The 18,767-nt window shown below is 64.6% G+C and carries 19 protein-coding genes; 10 read left to right on the top strand and 9 right to left on the bottom strand.

Translation table 11 applies throughout. From position 1 onward, the window contains the following. Positions 1-476: 476 nt before the first annotated feature. From FJ423_RS29870 to FJ423_RS29850, 5 genes are all read right to left on the bottom strand, one after another. Entirely contained in the window at positions 477-848 is a 372-nt protein-coding gene (locus FJ423_RS29870; RefSeq protein ID WP_246680351.1) for a nuclear transport factor 2 family protein, read from the bottom strand. A gap of 55 nt (positions 849-903) precedes the next feature. Beyond that, complete coding sequence (locus FJ423_RS29865; protein ID WP_095769607.1) at positions 904-1,545, bottom strand: carbonic anhydrase; 642 nt, start codon at positions 1,543-1,545, stop codon at positions 904-906. Positions 1,546-1,709: 164 nt separating this feature from the next. Beyond that, positions 1,710-2,462 carry a DUF429 domain-containing protein gene (locus FJ423_RS29860; protein WP_140846452.1) on the bottom strand — a complete coding sequence of 251 codons (753 nt, stop codon included), beginning with the start codon at positions 2,460-2,462 and terminating at the stop codon, positions 1,710-1,712. Next, on the bottom strand, positions 2,459-3,343 hold the full coding sequence (gene pdxY / locus FJ423_RS29855; protein WP_140846451.1) for a pyridoxal kinase PdxY: 885 nt from the start codon (positions 3,341-3,343) through the stop codon (positions 2,459-2,461). The genes FJ423_RS29860 and pdxY overlap by 4 nt, the downstream gene beginning before the upstream one ends. Before the next feature lie 12 nt (positions 3,344-3,355). Then, positions 3,356-3,607: a hypothetical protein gene (locus tag FJ423_RS29850; protein ID WP_140846450.1), complete on the bottom strand. Its 252-nt coding sequence runs from the start codon at positions 3,605-3,607 to the stop codon at positions 3,356-3,358. A 243-nt stretch (positions 3,608-3,850) separates the two neighbouring features. Here FJ423_RS29850 and FJ423_RS29845 point away from each other — a divergent pair, with 243 nt between their 5' ends. The 5 genes from FJ423_RS29845 to ppa all read left to right on the top strand — a co-directional run bounded on the left by FJ423_RS29845 (position 3,851) and on the right by ppa (position 7,754). Continuing rightward, entirely contained in the window at positions 3,851-4,495 is a 645-nt protein-coding gene (locus tag FJ423_RS29845) for a LemA family protein (RefSeq protein WP_140846449.1), read from the top strand. 213 nt (positions 4,496-4,708) lie between these two features. Then, on the top strand, positions 4,709-5,518 hold the full coding sequence (locus FJ423_RS29835; protein WP_224708888.1) for a YgcG family protein: 810 nt from the start codon (positions 4,709-4,711) through the stop codon (positions 5,516-5,518). 6 nt (positions 5,519-5,524) lie between these two features. Next, positions 5,525-6,163, top strand: coding sequence for a TPM domain-containing protein (locus FJ423_RS29830; RefSeq protein ID WP_140846447.1), 639 nt, complete (start codon positions 5,525-5,527; stop codon positions 6,161-6,163). Positions 6,164-6,588: 425 nt separating this feature from the next. Continuing rightward, positions 6,589-7,098, top strand: a complete 510-nt coding sequence (locus FJ423_RS29825) for a GNAT family N-acetyltransferase (RefSeq protein WP_040991512.1) — start codon at positions 6,589-6,591, stop codon at positions 7,096-7,098. A 122-nt stretch (positions 7,099-7,220) separates the two neighbouring features. Beyond that, a complete protein-coding gene (ppa, locus tag FJ423_RS29820; RefSeq protein WP_095769600.1) occupies positions 7,221-7,754 on the top strand; it encodes an inorganic diphosphatase in 534 nt (177 codons plus the stop codon). Between the two features lie 2 nt (positions 7,755-7,756). Here ppa and FJ423_RS29815 read toward each other — a convergent pair whose 3' ends face one another. The 4 genes from FJ423_RS29815 to FJ423_RS29800 are packed head-to-tail and all read right to left on the bottom strand — an operon-like array spanning position 7,757 to position 12,213. Then, entirely contained in the window at positions 7,757-8,704 is a 948-nt protein-coding gene (locus FJ423_RS29815; RefSeq protein WP_140846446.1) for an ABC transporter permease, read from the bottom strand. Between the two features lie 3 nt (positions 8,705-8,707). Beyond that, positions 8,708-9,685 (bottom strand): ABC transporter permease, encoded by a 978-nt coding sequence (locus FJ423_RS29810; RefSeq protein ID WP_181174945.1) that lies wholly within the window; start codon positions 9,683-9,685, stop codon positions 8,708-8,710. A gap of 1 nt (position 9,686) precedes the next feature. Then, positions 9,687-11,150 (bottom strand): sugar ABC transporter ATP-binding protein, encoded by a 1,464-nt coding sequence (locus FJ423_RS29805; protein ID WP_140846444.1) that lies wholly within the window; start codon positions 11,148-11,150, stop codon positions 9,687-9,689. 46 nt (positions 11,151-11,196) lie between these two features. After that, complete coding sequence (locus FJ423_RS29800; protein ID WP_140846443.1) at positions 11,197-12,213, bottom strand: ABC transporter substrate-binding protein; 1,017 nt, start codon at positions 12,211-12,213, stop codon at positions 11,197-11,199. A 182-nt stretch (positions 12,214-12,395) separates the two neighbouring features. Here FJ423_RS29800 and FJ423_RS29795 point away from each other — a divergent pair, with 182 nt between their 5' ends. The 5 genes from FJ423_RS29795 to FJ423_RS29775 all read left to right on the top strand — a co-directional run bounded on the left by FJ423_RS29795 (position 12,396) and on the right by FJ423_RS29775 (position 18,650). Then, complete coding sequence (locus FJ423_RS29795) at positions 12,396-14,807, top strand: glucan 1,4-alpha-glucosidase (protein WP_140846442.1); 2,412 nt, start codon at positions 12,396-12,398, stop codon at positions 14,805-14,807. Between the two features lie 50 nt (positions 14,808-14,857). Next, complete coding sequence (gene gnd / locus FJ423_RS29790) at positions 14,858-15,871, top strand: phosphogluconate dehydrogenase (NAD(+)-dependent, decarboxylating) (protein ID WP_140846441.1); 1,014 nt, start codon at positions 14,858-14,860, stop codon at positions 15,869-15,871. Between the two features lie 13 nt (positions 15,872-15,884). Beyond that, positions 15,885-17,261, top strand: coding sequence for a glucose-6-phosphate dehydrogenase (zwf, locus tag FJ423_RS29785; RefSeq protein ID WP_140846440.1), 1,377 nt, complete (start codon positions 15,885-15,887; stop codon positions 17,259-17,261). A 17-nt stretch (positions 17,262-17,278) separates the two neighbouring features. Next, positions 17,279-17,983 carry an ROK family protein gene (locus FJ423_RS29780; RefSeq protein ID WP_140846439.1) on the top strand — a complete coding sequence of 235 codons (705 nt, stop codon included), beginning with the start codon at positions 17,279-17,281 and terminating at the stop codon, positions 17,981-17,983. A 205-nt stretch (positions 17,984-18,188) separates the two neighbouring features. Then, positions 18,189-18,650 (top strand): MucR family transcriptional regulator, encoded by a 462-nt coding sequence (locus tag FJ423_RS29775; RefSeq protein WP_095769591.1) that lies wholly within the window; start codon positions 18,189-18,191, stop codon positions 18,648-18,650. The last annotated feature ends 117 nt before the right edge of the window (positions 18,651-18,767 follow it).

Raw genomic sequence — 18,767 nt, 5'->3', positions numbered from 1 at the left:
AGAGCGATGCCGCGCAGCGTGCAACAAGGGTCGCTCCGGGATTCGCCATAGAGCATTCAAGGGAAAGGCGGTTCGCCGTTTTCCCTGAGACGGTGAAATGCGCTGGTTCATCGCAAACGCTGGAGATTGGCTGAAGCCTCTCAACCTCGTCATCCACGGGCGGAACGACGCGAAGCGGAGCGCAGATCCGAGGATCGATTCCGCGACCTTGGCCGAGGAACACAGCGGAGCAGAATTCTGCACCGTGGCAACGCTCGGAAGTCACGGAATGGATTCTAGGGTCTGCGCGCGTCGCTTCGCTCCTTGCTCCGCCCTAGAATGACGACCTGACAAGCGCGTCAGCCAATCTTCAAGCATAGGCTACCAACGCAAACACTAGAGCAATTCCAGGAAAAGTGTGAGCGGTTTTCCGCCCGGAATTGCGTCAAAACAAGGAGATAGGCCATTTCGCCGTTTCCGTGAAACGGTGAAATGCTCTAATAGGCGCTACAGTCCTGCGCCACCGCCGTCTGCGTGCTGACGACGATCCGCCCGCCAGCGATGGTAAAAGTCTCGCGCATCAGCATGTCGTTGCTGGGGAAGTCGTAGCAGGCGAGCACCGTGGTCTCGCCATTCTCGCTCTTTTCGACGCGATGACGGATCGCGGCGCCCGCCACCGCGCTCTGCCATTCGTCGATCGAGGCGATGAAATCCTGCTTGGTCTGCACGACGCCGATGTCGTCCAGCTTCATGCGCACGTCGTCGGCAAGCAATTCGGACAATTCGGTCCTGTCGGCGGCCAGCAGCGCCGAATACCAGCGATCGATGATGGCGCCGTCATCGGCGCTGGCGCGGGCGACCGTGGACATGAACAGCGCCGCCGCGAGAAAGAACCTCCACCGGCTCCGGTGCATTATCCCTCCGTCACAACTCAGGCCGCTCGAAATCGCCGGTTTCCTTGTTCATCACCCACAGCTCCCCGGTCGAGATGTCGAACCATGCGCCGTAGAGCGAGAGCTTGCCCTTGCCTTCGAGGATCGAGACGCAGGGAAAGGTCCTGAGATTGGCGATCGAATAGCGGACTGAAATACGCTCCAGCGCCGTCTGACGCTCGGTCGCCGTCATCATGGTACTGGAGGCCACGGTCTCGGCGGCCGGCGCGATCAGGCTCATCCATTTGCCGATGAAGTCGCCGGGCGACAGGGGCGAGGAATTGGTGTCGAGCGCGGCACGGATGCCGCCGCAGCGGCCGTGGCCCATCACCACGATGTTCCTCACCTTCAGGCTCTGCACGGCGAATTCGAGCGCGGCCGATGTCGAGTGATATTCGCCGTCCGGCTCATAGGGCGGCACCAGATTGGCGACATTGCGCAGCACGAAGAGCTCGCCCGGCCCGGCGTCGAAGATCGCCTCCGGGGCTGAGCGGGAATCGCAGCAGGCGACGATCATCGTTTCCGGCGCCTGGCCTTCGCGCGCCAGAGAGCGATAGCGGTCGCTTTCCGAGGGATAGCGGCCGGCCATGAAGTTGCGATAGCCGGCGAGGAGGTGCTCAGGGAGGTGAGGCATGGGCGGCGTCTGGGCCCTTTCCGGGTTGGATGCGGCACGAATGTGGGTGTTCGAGCGATGTCTGCCTGAAGTCTGGGAAAGCCTCTAGCGGCAAAAGTCGGTCGCGAGCAATGCCGAATTGCGGATGAGCCCGTCGCAATCGCGATGCGGCATTCATGGCTTCGTCAGGCCCAGATGGCAACGGGAATGCCGAAACGATCGGTCAATGGCGGATCTGGAGAAGGTTTTGCCTCGCCGCTGGCGATGCGCCCGGCAATCAGCATCATGGCCGCGGCATCGAGGAAGTCGTCGCTCGCCGCGCCGCGTGGCGGCGCCTGGTCGAGAAAGGCTTTCCTGTAGCCATGCCGGCAAAGCAGCGCCTTGCGCTCCTCCATGCCGGCCGGGTTCACCGCTCCCTTGATCTTCTTCGGCAAGGCCATCGCCGTGCCGCCGTTCAGCCGGCAGAACGCCACTTCCGGATGCGATTCGAAGATGCGGCCACGCAAATCGGGCCGCGAGATCAACAGCTGATCGATCTCGCGGATCTTCGAAAAGATACCGAAAGCCTGGATGGAAACGCCGCGCGGCGGGTCGGAGGTCTCCATCGCCACCGCGCTTGCCCTTCGATGCGCTGCATACCAGCCCTCGATCGTGGTGAAGTCGCTGGTGTCGGCATAGAGCGCCGCCCGCGAGGGGATGGCGAACACGCTGGATTGCCGCGCCCCGAGCAGCGACCGCACCAACGCTTCCGGCCCGCGACCGCCTCTGCTCGCAAAATCCGGCAGGCCGATCGGCATGTCGACGGCGATCGTTGCATCCGGCAGCGCGTCGAGCAGCGCCTGGAAGCTCGGGAAGACCGAGACCGACGGCGCGGCGTCCGCTTCGCGGTGGACGGCGATCCAGCCGGCCTTGCAGCCGTCGATGCCTGCGAGCTTCACGCCCGCTTGTCCCGCCCGGGATGCAGGAGATGGAGCAGCTGCACCATGGCCATGGGGTGCGACAGGCTCTGCGCGTCGGTTTCGAGCTGCAGCTCGTCGCCGCCGCGCTTCGCGGTGCGGGCGAGGATCTCGTAGACGGCGGCGGTGGTCGATTGCAGCGCCTTGACCGGCGGCTGGCCGGACAGAACGCGCGCCAGATAGACGGCCGCAGTCAGGTCGCCAAGCCCGTTTGGCGGCTTCTCGATCACGCGGTGCTCGGCAAGCAGCGCCTGGCTGCCGTCGAGCAGGAAATTGCCGGTGCCGCCCGCCATCATCGCGGGCGCCGAGGTCACCAGCATGGTCGAAGGCCCGGCATGAAGTGCCGCCGCCGTCACCGCCTTGATGTCGGGCAGCGGCGCGCCCGCCATCCATTCCAGCTCATAGCGGTTGGGCGTGGCGATATCCGCGATCGGCATCAATTTGTCGCGCATGGCGGCCGCCGTCGGCTCGGGCACATAGAGCCCGCCCGAATCGCCCATCACCGGATCGCAGATGTAAAGCGCGTTCGGCGTCTTTTCCTTGACGGCGGCGACCAGCGAGGCGACTGCGTCGGCCTGGCCGGCCTCGCCGAGATAGCCCGACAGCACGGCCCGCACCTCGCCCAACCAGGGCGCGCGCTCGAGATCGGCCATCAGCGCCTTGAACTGATCGAGCGGCGGAACGATGCGCGTGGCCCGGCTGTGGCCCGGATGCCAGGGCAGGATGACGGTCGGCACCGCCCAGACCGGGAAGCCCAGCGTCTCCAGCGCGAAGACGGCGGCGCGGTTGCCGACCGAGCCGCGGGCGACATGGCTGGAGATGACGATGACCGCGCGCGGTGCGTCGATTTTTTCTGCATTCATGGAAATCTGTTCCTAGCCGCCACGCGTTGCGGCATACACCAGCCAGGCCAATAGCCCAATGGCAATGAGGAAGCCGAGCGTTCGGCCAATGCGGGTACCCCAATATTCGATGGGATCGGTGCGGTCGGTGTCGCCGGCGGTCACGCGGTCGCGCGCGTCCTTCGCCGTGCGGACGATGAACGACGCGCCGCCCGGCGCTGTCTCGCGCGCCACGCGTTCGAGGATGCGGCGCGATTCGGTCTCGTCATCCTGGCGCTCGGCCATGGCAATTGCCCTTTCCTGCCCGGACCTTAGAGCAATTCCAGGAAAAGTGCGAAGCGTTTAGGCTCGGCTTACTTCGCCGCAGCCTTCCGACCGGAATTGCGTCAGACAAGAAGATGAAATCCTGTTCGCTCGACTATTCACAGGGGCTCTCGCCCGAGCCGGAGCAGGCGTCATCGGCCGGACATTTTCTTACGCGTGGATTGTGGTAATGCTTCGCGCGCAACTTCTGTCGAGGGACCAATCATGATTGCCGAGCGCCTCTCACTAGCCTCCCCCTTCCGCAGCCTTGCCGCCTTCCTGATGATGGCTTTCGTGCTGCCGCTGCTTGCCGGCTGCGGCTACAACACCATCCCGACCGCGGAAGAGAACGCGCGTGCGGCCTGGAGCGAGGTGCTCAACCAGTATCAGCGCCGTTCCGACCTGATCCCGAACCTGGTCGAGACGGTGAAGGGCTATGCCTCGCATGAAAAAGATACGCTCGACGCGGTCGTCCAGGCGCGCGCCAAGGCAACGCAGATCACGGTGACGCCGGATACGCTGAAGGATCCCGAGGCGCTGAAGAAGTTCCAGGATGCCCAGGCCGGCCTGACCAGCGCGCTGTCGCGGCTGATCGCGGTGTCGGAAGCCTATCCCGATCTCAAGGCCAACCAGAATTTCCTCGCCCTGCAGGCGCAGCTCGAAGGCACCGAGAACCGCATCGCCGTGGCGCGGCGCGACTACATCCAGGCGGTCAGGGATTACAATCTGACGCTGAAGACCTTCCCGTCCGTGCTGTGGGCGACCTTCTGGTTCCGCGGCAACGAGCCGTTCGCGAACTTCACCGTCGAGGAAGACAAGATGCAGGTGCCGAAGGTCGATTTCGGCACGAGCACGAAGCAGGGCGGGTGAGCGGCGATTTAATCGAGCTTGTCAGCTTTGCGTTCCTTCGCGCCCCCCTCTGTCCTGCCGGACATCTCCCCCTCTTGGGGGGAGATTGGACGTCACGCCGGCCTTCGCCAATCTTCAGCGTCGAAGAAAGGGCGAGGTTGTCGAAACTGCCAATCTCCCCCCTTGAGGGGGAGATGTCCGGCAGGACAGAGGGGGGCGCGACAGAACGCCGGCATCGCCTTTCTTGGCTTGCTTTTTTGTCTCCTCCTCCCCCTCGCCGCCCTCGCCGCCGACCTTCCCGCCCTCACCGGCCGCGTCGTCGACAATGCCGGCATCATCGATGCTGGCACGCGCGCGTCCCTCACGCAAAAACTCGCCGACTTCGAAACCAAGGGCTCGGACCAGATCGTCGTCGCCACCATACCCAGCCTCGGCGGCGAGGAGATCGAGCCTTACGCCAACCGGCTGTTCCGCTTCTGGAAGCTCGGCCAGGCCAAGGAAAATAACGGCGTGCTGCTCTTGGTCGCGCCCAACGACCGCAAGATGCGCATCGAGGTCGGCTACGGGCTGGAAGGCACGCTGACCGACCTGCACACCAAGCTGATCATCGAGAACGACATGGTGCCGGCCTTCCGCGCCGGCGATTTCTCTGGCGGCATCACCAAGGCCGTCGACGACATGATCATGGTCCTGGAGGGCAATCCGGAGGAGCTGGAAGCGCGCGGCAAGCGCAACGAACAGGCGCCGTTCAATTCAGACGACCTGTTCTTCGCCATCTTCATCACCATCTGGGCGCTTATCTTCTTTGGCGGCATCGCGATGACGGTGCTACCGCCGATCTTCGGCCAGAAGATCGGACCGGGCCGCTATCGCTGGCTGGGCATGACTTTCGATCAGAACCGGCGCTCTTCCTCCGGCGGCTGGTCGTCCGGGGGCGGAGGCTGGTCGTCGGGCGGCGGTGGCTGGTCCTCGGGCAGCGGCGGTGGCGGGTTTTCCGGCGGCGGCGGCTCGTCCGGCGGCGGCGGCTCTTCGGGAAGCTGGTGAGGTACCATGGCAACGCGACCGATCAGCGCCGAGGACCATGACCGCATCGCCGAGGCGATCCGCGCCGCCGAGTCGAAGACCGACGGCGAGATCTACTGCGTCGTCGCGCGGGGCAGCGACGGCTACTTCTTTCCGGCCGCGTTCACCACGACGATCGGCGTGTTCGTCGCCAGCCTCGCCGTCGCCTATGGGCTGGAGGCATGGTGGCTGTCCATCCGGCTGCCGCATTTCGTGCTGGCGCAAGCGCTGGCGCTGGCCTCGGTGCTCGCCCTGCTCTGGTTCCTGCCTACCTTGCGCATTCATTTCGTGCCGAGAAGGCTGCGCTATCAGGCGGCGCACGCCAATGCGATGAAGCAGTTCCTGGCCCGCAACGTCCACCGCACGAGCGCGCGCACCGGCGTGCTCATCTTCGTCTCCGTTGCCGAGCGCTATGCCGAGGTCGTGGCCGATTCCGGCATCGACGCCAAGGTCGGCCAGCATGTCTGGGACGGCGTGGTGGGCGATCTGACCAAACATGCCGGTGACGACCGGCTGGCCGACGGCTTCGTCAAGGCTATCGGTACGGTCGGCGCGGTGCTCGCCGAGCATTTCCCGGTCACCGAAGGCGACACCAACGAGCTTGACGATCATCTCGTCGAAATCTGACTAGTTCCCGTATTGGGATCTTGACCGGTCGGCTCTGTTGCGTCGGCAGGCGACACGCCTTGGAGATTGGCCGAAACGCCCATCGCGATCGTCATTCTAGGGCGGAGCAGGAGCGGAGCTCCGTCGCGAAGACCCTAGAATCCATGCCGTTACCTTCGCCACAGCGTACAACGGAGCAGAATTCTGCGCCGTGGCAACGCCTTAAGGTCACGGCATGGATTCTATGGTCTTCGCTGCGTCGCTTCGCTCCTTGCTCCGCCATAGAATGACGAGGTTGGGCGGCTTCAGCCAATCTCCGGCGTTTGCGCTGATTTTACGGAAATGAACGCCTCGTCGGCGAACGCACCTTTCGCCTGTGCGAAAGCGCGGAGGCGTGTTGGCGGACTCTTTGCAATCGCCCGATGCAGGTTTATGGTTAACCAATCATGAACACGCTGACGATCGACATCCGGAAGGCAGAGCCGCGCGACGCGAGCGCCATCGCCGAGGTGCACCAGCAAGCCTGGCGCGGCGCCTATTCGGGCATCATCCCGCACCGCACGTTGACTTCGATGATCAACCGTCGCGGCGTCGACTGGTGGGCCAACGCGATTCGCCGCGCCGCCACCGTGCTGGTCGTCGAGATCGGCGGAACCGTCGCCGGCTATGCCACGATCGGCAAGAACCGCGCCCGCGAGCTCCGCCAGCAGGGCGAGATCTACGAGCTCTATCTTCGTCCGGAATATCAGGGCATCGGGCTCGGCAGCCGGCTGTTCAAGGCGGCCAAGGCCCGGCTCGCCGACCACGGCCTGCGCGGCCTGGTGGTCTGGGCGCTGGAGGACAATCACAACGCCTTGGCCTTCTACGCCGGCAATGGCGGCCGCGATATTGCCGAAGGCGTTGAAGTTTTCGAGCAGAAGGCGCTCAAGAAAGTGGCTTTCGTCTGGAATGACTGACGTCGCCTAGGTTACAATCCATCACAAACTGTGCGCTTCCATTGGCGTTCAGTGCCATTCGCCGCATTGCACCATGACGTTTCGCCCGCTATCGATCTTGCAATCGAGAGAGGGATTTAGCCATGCGTATCGAAGCCGTGCCCACAGGAAAGAACCCGCCTGAGGACGTCAACGTCATCATCGAGGTGCCGATCGGCGGCGAGCCGATCAAATACGAAATGGACAAGGAGGCCGGCACCCTGTTCGTCGACCGCTTCCTGCACACCTCGATGCGCTATCCCGGCAATTACGGCTTCGTGCCGCACACGCTGTCGGGCGACGGCGACCCGATCGACGTTCTGGTCTGCAACACCCGGGCGCTGGTGCCGGGCTGCGTCATCAATGTACGGCCGATCGGCGTCTTGATCATGGAAGACAATGCCGGCCAGGACGAGAAGGTGATCGCCGTTCCCTCGCCCAAGCTGACGCTGCGCTACGAGAACGTCACCGAATACACGCATCTGCCCGAGATCACGCGCCAGCAGGTGCAGCACTTCTTCGAGCACTACAAGGATCTCGAGCCCGGCAAATGGGTCAAGATCGAGGGCTGGCACGATTCCAAATATGCCAAGAAGATGATCGTCGACGCGATCGCGCGGGCCAAGACAGCCAAATAAGACTACCGAACGGCCTTCTCGCCGCCGGCCGCCGTGATCACCCCGACGATGATCAGCCCGGTCAGCACCAGCCGCACGCCGGCGCTGACGCCGAACGTGTTGAGCATGGTGAGCAGGAGCACCAGGAACAGGCCGGCGCCCCAGACGCCCGGCACATTGGCCTTGCCGCCGGCGACCGAGGTGCCGCCGATGACCACGACCGCGATCGAGGCGAGCAGGTATTCGTTGCCGATATCGACATTGGCGCCGCGGAAATAGCCGGCAAGCAGCGCCCCGTCGATGCCGCCCAGCGCGCCGCACAGCGTGTAGGTGAGGAAGCGGATGCGGCCGACATGGACGCCGGCGAGCCATGCGGCGCGGATGTTCTGGCCGATCGCCAGCACCGAGCGGCCGTAGATCATGCGCTGCAGCGCCAGCGCGGCGCCGATGGTGAAGACGACCGTCAGCATCGCCAGCACCGGAATGCCCAGCACCTGCCAGTTGGTGAAGTCGGCAAAGCCCGGCGGCGGCTTGATCTGCAGGCCGCGGCCGTAGCTGATGTCGACCGACTGGATGATGAAGCTCGCCGACAGCGTCGCGATGATCGGCGGGATGCGCAGCGCCCAGATCAATAGATAGTTGATCGCGCCGATCGCGGCGCCGCAGGCAAGTGCGGCAAGCAGACCGACGAGGATCATGGCGTCGCTGCCGCCCATCACCTTCATGGCGACCGCGCTTGCCAGCCCGATATTGGATGGCAGCGACAGGTCGACATTGCCCGGCCCCAGCGTGATGACGAACATCTGGCCGACGCCGACGATGACGGTGAAGACGGCAAGCGACAGCGCCGCCGTGACCATGCCGCCGGCGCCGTAGCCGCCGGTGAAGGCAATCGTCGCCAGCCAGACGACGACAGCGCCGACGAAAGACCAGATCCAGGGCTTTTCAAGCAGCGTCCGCACCAAGGTCATCGCTCACCGCTCCCTGCGGCTGATCAGCACCCGCGCCGCCAGCACGATGATCAGGATCGCTCCGTTGGCGGCCACCTGCCAGTCGGGCGGGATGTGCATGAAGGTCAAGAGCGGCGAGGCGGCCAGCGCCAATGTCAGCGCGCCGAGGACGGCGCCGATCGGCGACACCCGGCCGCCGACGAACTCGCCGCCGCCGAGGATGACGCCGGCGATCGAGAGCAGCGTATAGCCATTGCCGATATTGGCGTCGGCCGACGTGGTGATGCCGATCAGCGCCATGCCGGACAGAACGCCGAACAGGCCGGTCAACGCGAACAGCACGATCTTGGTTTTGAGCAGTGACCAGCCGGCGCGCCTCAGCGCCGCGGCATTGCCGCCTGAGCCGCGCAGGATGACGCCGTAGGACGTGCGCATCAGGCCGAAATGCACGACCGCGGCGATCAGCAGCGCGGCAAGGATCGGGAACGGAATGTAGGGCGGCTTGAACGACAGGATCGACAGCAGCCAGTCCGGCGCCTTGCCGCCGGGCTTGGGCAGGATCAGTATCGCAAGCCCCTGCCAGACGAAGCTCATGCCGAGCGTCACCACGATCGAAGGCAAATTGCGCAGGTGGATCAGCGCGCCGAGCAATGCATAGATGCCGATCGAGCCCATGAGCACGAGAATGCCGAGGAGCGGCGCGTCCCGCAGCCATGTCGCGGTGACGCAGCCGACGAAGCCGACGAACGTCCCTATCGACAGGTCGAGCTCGTTGCCGGCGATGACGAACATCTGAGCGATTGTCGCCAGCGCGATCGGGATCGCCAGGTTGAGCATCAGGTTGAAGCCGAAATAGCTGATGGCGCGCGGGTTGAGCCAGGCAATCGCAATCAGCACCAGCGCCAGCGACAAAGCCGGCAAAAGGCCACGCAGCATGCGCGCCCGGGCGGCGCTGCCGCGCGGCGAGGCTTTCGGAACGGTGCCGGGAGCGATCGCCGTCATCTCAGGCCGCATCGCCGAATGAGGACTGGATGATCTTTTCCTCCGTCAGCTCGTCGCGCCCAAGATTGGCGACGATCCGGCCGTTCTTGAAGACATAGACGTGGTCGCAATTGTCGAGCTCCTCGGTCTCGGTCGTGTACCAGAGGAAGGTGCGGCCTTTGGCGGCCTCCTCGCGCACGAGGTCGTAGACTTCGAGCTTGGTGCCGATATCGACGCCGCGCATCGGGTCGTCCATCAGCACGATCTCTGCGTCGGAGCCGAGCGCGCGGGCAAACAGCGCCTTCTGCTGGTTGCCCCCCGATAGCGAATAGATGTTGTTGTTCATGTCCGGGGTGCGAATGCCGATCTTCTTTTTCCAGGCCTCGGCAAGCTCGGCCTCGCGCTGCGGCGAGATCAGCAGGCCGTTGCGCAGGCGCGCCAGCGAGCGGATGCCGATATTCTGCGCGATCGACCATTGCGAAAAGATGCCGTCCGACTGGCGGTCGCCGGCGACCAATGCCACCGGCGCGGTGACTTCGATGCCGGTCCTGGCGCGCGAGGCGGCCGAGAAGATCGCCAGCAGAAGATCCGTCTGGCCATGGCCGGCAAGTCCCGCAAGGCCGATGATCTCGCCTGCGCGCGCGACAAGCTCCTTGCCGTCCTGCTGCCTGGCCGGGCGTGCCCGCACCCTGAGCGCTCCTGGCTCGGTCTTGCGGGCCTCGGCGGCGGCTTTGTGATGTCCCTCGGCGCCGCCCATGGCCGCGACCAGCCTGTCGCGGTCGAACGCGCTCGCGGCATCGGCCGCGACCACCTTGCCGTCGCGCATCACCACGATGCGGTCGGCGTTCTGCAGCACCTCGCCCAGCACATGCGAGATCAGGATGCAGCTGCCTCCGGCCGCCACGAAGCGGCGCACGAATGAAAGCAGCTGGCCCGCCGTATGCGCGTCGAGCGAGGAGGTCGGCTCGTCGAGGATGACCAGATGTAGCGGCTCGCGGGTCAGCGTGAAGGCGCGCGCCACCTCGACCATCTGGCGCCGCCCGATCGAAAGGTCGCCGGCGATGTCGTCCGCCGAAATGCCGTGGTCCGGGAAGATCTCGTCCAGCTTGGCGCGGATGAGGTCGGCGGCCCGGCGCCGCCAGCCGAAACCGGTGAGCGCGGGGTGATTGATACGGGTATTCTCGGCGACGCTGAGATTGGGGCAGAGCGACAGCTCCTGGAAGACGCAGCGTATGCCAAGTTCCAGCGCGCGCGCCACCGAATAGCTCGCTTCCTGATTGCCGCGCACGGCGATCTGCCCGCCATCCGGCCGCAGCGTGCCGGCCACCATGTGCATGAGCGTCGACTTGCCGGCGCCGTTATGCCCGACCAGCCCGACGCATTCGCCGGCGCCGACATGGAAGTCGACGCCGTTAAGCGCCCGAACGGCGCCGAAATGCTTTTCGGCGCCGTTGAGCCTGACGATATCCGCAATAGCCTGAAGCATCCTCAACTTTATCCGGTTGGCGATGCGGACCGCAATGTGCCCACCGCTATTGCTTGATGTTGGCTTTGATCGCCGCGATAGCTTCATCCTGCGTGTATTCGTGCGTGGCGACGCCGCCTTCCTTGATCTTCGGCAGCGCGGCCTCGAAATCGTCCTGGGTGAAGGCGAGATAGGGCACCAGGAGGTCATGCGGGATGTCCTTGCGGCCATCGAGGACCTGCTGCGCCACCCAGAAGGCCAGCGTCGACACGCCGGGCGCGATTGAGGCCGACCAGGTCTTGTAGCCGTCCTTCTCCTTCTGCTCCTTCCACCACTTCAGCTCGTCCTGCCGGTTGCCCATGATGATGGTCGGGCGCGGCTTGCCGGCCGCGGCGAAGGCCTGCGCGGCGCCATAGCCGTCGCCGCCCTGGTCGACGATGCCGACAACATCCGGCAACGACGGCAGGATGGTCGCCACCGCCTTCTGCGCCGTCGTCTGGTCCCAGTCGCCCGTCACCGAACCGACGATCTTGAACTCGGGATGGGCGGCGACGCCTTCGAGGATGCCGGCATGGATGGCATCGTCGATTGAGGTGCCGGCGAGACCGCGGATTTCCAGCAGATTGCCGCCCTTGGGCTGGAACTTCGCCATCTGCTCGACTTCCTGCTTGCCCATGTCCTTGAAGTCGACGACGACGCGGTAGGCGCAAGGCTCGGTCACGATGCCGTCGAAGGAGACGACGACGATACCGGCATCGCAGGCCTGCTTGATGGCGCCGTTCAGCGCATCGGGCGACGCGGCGTTGATGACGATGGCGTCATAGCCCTGCAGGATCAGGTTCTGCACCTGGGCGGCCTGAGTCGGCACTTCCTTGTCGGCGGTGGTGAAGACATCCGCTGCCGCGACCACCTTGTCCTCGACCGCCTTCTTGGTGACGATCGCATAGCTGTCGAGCATCGCCTGGCGCCACGAATTGCCGGCATAATTGTTGGAGAAGGCGATCTTCTTGCCGCTGGTGTCGGCAAGCGCGGTGCCCGAGGCGAGCATCGCCGCGAATGCACTCAATACGAGCAGTTTCTTCATGTCGGTTCCTCCCGAGGTTGCTGCTGTTAACACGAAATCTCTGTTTTTTATCTATTGTCAGACAAATTCAGAGGAACCGCAAGCTGTCAACTCCAAAGCATTGGCACTGCTCGATCAACTTGCGGTGCGACGATTGAAAAGACGGCGACTCCTGGTCTAGGAACGCGGCAGGAGGCCAGTGCATGGCAGTGACGCCGACGGTTGCTAAAGGCGCGCCCGGAATTCCGGCGCGCTGGACGTCAAGTGCCAAGAGTGGCGTCGGAACCGCCCTTTCGGCAAAAAGCCCGCTCTGGTTCACCACCAGCCACGGCATCCTGAATGAAATCTATTATCCGCACCTCGACAGCGCCTGCACGCGCGACCTGGGGCTGATCGTCACCGGCCCCGACGGTTATTTTTCCGAAGAGAAACGCGATGCGGCCCACACCGTCGACCCTTTCGAGGACGGGGTGCCCGGCTACAGGTTCAGCAACACCGCTTCCGATGGCGCCTACCGCATCGAAAAACGCATCGTTACGGACTCGAAACGACCGGTCCTGCTGCAGGAAGTGCGTTTCAGCGCGATCAAGGGCTCGCTGGCTGATTATCGCGTCTACGCGCTGCTTGCGCCGCACCTGGTCAACGCCGGCATGGGCAATACGGCCTGGATCGGCGAGCATAAGGGGCAGCGTCTTCTCTTCGCCACCGGGCGCGGCGTGTCGCTCGCGCTCGCCTCCTCTTTGCCCTGGGGCGCCTGCTCGGCCGGCTATGTCGGCTTCTCCGACGGCTGGCAGCAGCTGCGCGACAGCGGCGCGCTCGATCCATCCTGCTTGGCGGCGGAAAACGGCAATGTCGCGCTGACCGGCGAGATCGGCTTTTCGGCCGGCAGGACGGTTGCCTTGCTGGCGCTCGGCTTCGGCGCTTCGCCGGAGGAAGCCGCCGACCTTGCGCTTGCAAGTCTGCAACAGGGTTTCGAGCCGGCCGCGAAGACTTATGTCGAGAACTGGCGGACATTTCAGGCGGGGTTGGAAAAACTCGATCGCCGCGGCGCCTCCGGCCTGAACACCTACCGCGCCAGCACCGCGGTGCTGGCAACGCATCTGTCGATCGCGAGACCGGGCGCTGCCGTCGCCAGCCTGTCGATCCCCTGGGGTTTCAACAAGGGCGACGACGATCTCGGCGGCTATCATCTCGTCTGGCCGCGCGACCTGGTCGAGACCGCTGGCGGCTTCCTGGCGGCCGGCGACGGCAGGCAGGCGCTGCAGATCCTCGCCTATCTGCGTTCGATCCAGCAGCCGGACGGCCATTGGCCGCAAAATTGCTGGTCCGACGGCACCGCCTATTGGCCCGGCATTCAGATGGATGAATGCGCCTTTCCGCTGCTGCTTGCCGATGCCTTGCGCCGTGCCGGCCATCTGCCGAAGTCGAAGCTCGCCGACTTCCTGGCGATGATCGAGAACGCCGCCGCCTATGTCGTCCGTAACGGCCCGGTCACCGGCCAGGACCGCTGGGAAGAGGATGCCGGCTATAGCCCGTTCACGCTGGCCGTGGAAATAGCGGGCCTGCTCGCCGCCGCCGACATGCTGGAAGCCTGCGGCAAAAATGAGCCGGCAAACTATCTGCGCGAGACCGCCGATTGCTGGAACGACCAGGTCGAGCGCTGGACCTATGTGACCGGTACGCAGGCAAGCGCCAGGGCGGGAACCGACGGATATTATGTCCGCATCGCGCCGCCCGACAATGGCAGCGCCGCGTCTCCGAAGGACGGCTTCGTGCCGATCAAGAACCGGCCGCCGGGCGACACCGACAAGCCGGCCGAGGCGATCATCAGCCCGGATGCGCTGGCGCTAGTCCGCTTCGGCCTGAGGGCCGCGGACGACCCGCGCATCCTCAATACCGTCAAGGCGATCGACACCGAGCTGCGCTGCGACCTGCCGCAAGGCCCGCTCTGGTACCGCTATTCCGGCGACGGCTATGGCGAGCACGAGGACGGCTCGCCTTTCGACGGCACCGGCCGGGGCCGGCCGTGGCCGCTGCTCGCTGGCGAGCGCGCCCATTACGAGCTGGCCGCCGGCCGCAGGGACAAGGCGGCGCAGCTGCTTGAGACTTTCGAACGTTCGGCCGGCGTGGGCGGCCTCCTGCCGGAGCAGGTCTGGGATCGCCCGGACATGCCTGACCGCGAGCTGTGGCTGGGCAAACCGTCCGGCAGCGCCATGCCGCTGGTCTGGGCGCATGCAGAGCACATCAAGCTGTTGCGCTCGCTGCGCGACGGCGCCGTCTTCGACCTGCCGCCCCAGGGCGTCGAACGTTATATCAAGGGCCAGACGGTCTCGCCGCTTAGGATCTGGCGCTTCAACCACAAGATCCGCTCCATTCCGGCCGGCAAGGCGCTGCGCGTCGAATTGTCGGCGCCTGGCGTCGTCCATTGGAGCAGCGACAAATGGCTGACCGTGCAGGACAGCAAGACAACCGAGAATGCGTTCGGCATTCACCTGGTGGATTTGCCCGTCAACCGCCTGCAGCCGGGAACCACCATCGTCTTCACTTTTTTCTGGCCCGGGGCGATGCGTTGGGAGAATGTCGACTTCAGCGTCGGCATTGGCGCCCAATCGTGATCCAGCAGGGCCATTGTACTTCTCCTTCCTCAAGCAATCGGGATGAAACCATGCAGATCGGAATGATGGGACTGGGCAGGATGGGCGCCAACATGGTGCGGCGCCTGATGCGCGACGGCCATGAATGCGTCGTCTATGACATCAATTCGGCAAGTGTCGCCGGCATGGTCAAGGACGGCGCGGTCGGCGCCGCCTCGCTGGAGGAGTTCGTCGCCAAGCTCGCCAAGCCGCGCTGCGCCTGGCTGATGCTGCCGGCCGCGATCACCGGCAGGATCGTCGACCAGGTGGCGGCGCTGATGGAGCCGGGGGACATCATCATCGACGGCGGCAATTCCTACTACCATGATGCCGTCGACCAGGCGGCCAAGCTGGCGGTTAAGGGCATCAACTTCGTCGATGTCGGCACCAGCGGCGGCGTGTGGGGGCTGGAGCGCGGCTACTGCCTCATGATCGGCGGCCCCGATGACGCTGTGAAGCATCTCGATTCGGTCTTTGCCACGCTGGCGCCTGGCGCCGATGCGGGCGCCAACCCGTCCAAGGATGCCGGCACGGCGCCCTTCGGCTATCTTCATTGCGGACCGAGCGGCGCCGGTCACTTCGTCAAGATGGTGCATAACGGCATCGAATATGGCGTGATGGCCGCCTATGCCGAGGGCATGAACATCCTGAAGTCGGCAAATGCCGGCAAAAGGCAACGCACAGCCGACGCCGAGACCAGCCCGCTCGAAAATCCGCAATATTATCAGTTCGACATCGACCTGCCGCAGGTCGCCGAGGTCTGGCGGCACGGCAGCGTCATCGGCTCCTGGCTGCTCGATCTCACCGCCGGCGCGCTGAAGAACGATCCGGCACTCGCCCAGTTCGGCGGCCGCGTCTCCGATTCCGGCGAAGGCCGCTGGACGCTGAAGGCGGCGATCGACACCGGCGTCCCGGCGCCGGTGCTGTCCTCTGCGCTGTTCGACCGCTTCTCTTCCCAGGGCGAATCGCAATTCGCCGACAAGCTTCTGTCCGCCATGCGCTATGCCTTCGGCGGCCATGTCGAGAAGCCGAAGACCGGCGCGTGAAGGGAGAGACTGCATGAGCCAGGAGAGGTCCGACACGCTGGTGCTTTTCGGAGCGACCGGCGATCTTGCGCACAAGAAGATTTTCCCGGCGCTCTACCAGATGGTCGCCAAGGGCACGCTGAGCGAGCCGGTGATCGGCGTCGCCTTCGAGCCTTGGGAGCTCCCCAAATTGGTGGACCGTGCGCGCGACGGCATCGTCACCGCGCTTGGCCGTGTCGACGACAAGGTCTTTTCCAAGCTCGCCTCGTTGCTGCGCTATGTCAGCGGCGACTACCGCGACGGTGCGACCTTCGAGAAGCTGAAGACGGCGCTGGGTTCCGCGCAGCGGCCGCTGCACTACATGGCCGTTCCCCCGGCAATGTTCGAGACGGTCGTGCAAGGGCTGGAGCAGTCCGGCACCGCACGCGGCGCGCGGCTGATGGTGGAAAAGCCGTTCGGCCACGACCTGCAGTCGGCGCGCTGGCTGAACCGGGTGCTGCATCTGGTGTTCGACGAGCAGTCGATCTTCCGCATTGACCATTATCTCGGCAAGGAAGCGATCCAGAACCTGCTCTATTTCCGCTTCGCCAACTCCTTCCTCGAGCCGATCTGGAACCGCAATTTCGTCGAGAGCGTGCAGATCACCATGGCCGAGGATTTCGGCGTCGAGGGCCGCGGCAAATTCTATGACGATGTCGGCTGCATCCGCGACGTGATCGAAAACCACCTGCTCAACATCCTGTTGCTTTTGGCCATGGAGCCGCCGGTCGGCCGCTCGGCCGACGACCTGATCGACGAGAAGGTGCAGGTGCTGCGCGCGATCCGCACGCTGACCAAGGACGATGTCGTGCGCGGCCAATTCGACGGCTATCTGGCCGAGCCGGGCGTCAGGCCCAACTCGCCGGTCGAGACCTTCGCCGCGGTGCGCTTCTTCGTCGACACCTGGCGCTGGCGGGACGTGCCTTTCTTCATCCGCGCCGGCAAGAACATGCCGGTGCACGCCACCGAGGTGATCGTGCGTATGAAGCGGCCGCCGCTCGACGTCTTCGATCCGATCAAGCCGGGCGACGCCAATTATGTGCGCTTCCGCATCGACCCGCAGGTGGCGATCTCGATCGGCGCCCAGCGCAAGGTCGCCGGCGACGACATGATCGGCGAGCAGGTGGAGCTGACCGCGCTCGACGACACCAAGGGCGACATGCCGCCCTATGAGCGGCTGATCGGCGACGCCATGAACGGCAATGGCCAGCTCTTCACGCGCCAGGACGCGGCCGAGCTTGCCTGGCGCATCGTCGGTCCGGTGCTCGGCGACACCGCGGCGCCGGCGATCTATACGCCCGGGACCTGGGGGCCAGTCGATGCCATGAACGGCTTCGGCCCACCCGATGGCTGGATCAATCCGAGCAAATAACTTTCGGGGAGGACGGGATGGCGAAGGCAGCAAAGAAAGCCGCGGCAACCGGTGATCCGATCGTGCTCACCGTCGATGTCGGCGGCTCGCATGTGAAGATCCTCACCAGCGCAGGCGGCGAGATGCGCCGCGCCGCGTCCGGACCGAGCCTGACCCCGGACCAGGTCGTCTCGTCGGTCAAGAAACTGGCCGAGGGTCTGGACTACGACGTCATCTCGATGGGTTATCCCGGCCCCGTGCGCGACAACAAGCCCTCGCTCGATCCCTTCAATCTCGGCAAGGGCTGGAACGGCTATGATTTCACCGCCGCTTTCGGCAAGCCGGTGAAACTCGTCAACGACGCGCTGATGCAGGCCATCGGCAGCTATGACGGCGGCCGCATGCTGTTCCTCGGCCTCGGAACCGGCCTGGGCGCCGCCATGATCATCAAGAATGTCGGCCAGCCCATGGAGCTCGCCCACCTGCCCTACAAGAAGGGAGCGACTTTCGAGGATTACGTCGGCGAACGCGGCTTGGTGAAGCACGGGAAGAAGAAGTGGCGCAAATACGTTTTCGACGTTGTCGATAGGCTCCGCGCCGCCTTGCAGCCTGACTATGTCGTGATTGGCGGCGGCAATGTCGACAAGCTCGATCAATTGCCTGAAAAGTCCCGGCGCGGCGACAACACTCGCGCTTTCGAGGGTGGATTTCGTCTGTGGCGCGACAAGGCGCTGGTCGTCTGATATAGTTACATTTCAGTATAATTGTTCAAAACAGCGTGTATTGACGCGACAAAATGTTGCGCCGCGCAGATTTGCCGACTAGGAATTCGCCGGCCTGCGGCCCCTGCGGCTTCCCGAATTCGCAAACAACGCTCGCAGCGCTTCGACATTACACCGCGAAAACCGGATCGTTTTCGCGACCTTGCGGCAGAAATGGAGGGACTACGTGGACGAGGACACCAGCACAGCCAGGGAAATCGACCTGCTCGAGCTCACCGCTCATATCGTATCGGCCTATGTCGCCAAAAACCGCTTGCCTGCTTCCGACCTGGGCGGACTGATCGCCAGCGTTGCCTCTTCGATCGGCGGGATCAGCCAGCCGGCGGAGCCCGCGGCGCCCCCGCCGGTTCCCGCCGTCAATCCCAGGCGCTCGGTGACGCCGGACTACATCATCTGCCTCGAGGACGGGAAGAAGTTCAAATCGCTGAAGCGCCATATCGGCGTGCATTTCGGCCTGACGCCGGAAGCCTACCGCACCAAATGGGGCCTGCCGGTGGATTACCCGATGGTCGCGCCCAACTACGCGGCCTCGCGCTCGCAGCTCGCCAAGTCGATCGGCCTCGGCCGCAAGGCGGAACCGGAGCCGGCGAAGCCTGCAAGGGCCAGGAAGGCCAAAGCCCCGGCCTGAAATAACGCGCCTGCACCAATGGTTTAGGGAAGCCTGCCGAGGAATCAGCCTTGGCAGGCTTCCTGCCTTTATGGCTTGGATACCGTTCCACCTGGCAATTCCAGGAAAGCCGTACGG

The organism is Mesorhizobium sp. B2-8-9 (assembly GCF_006439475.1).
Lineage (GTDB): Bacteria > Pseudomonadota > Alphaproteobacteria > Rhizobiales > Rhizobiaceae > Mesorhizobium.
This window is presented reverse-complemented; position numbering and strand designations above follow the sequence as displayed.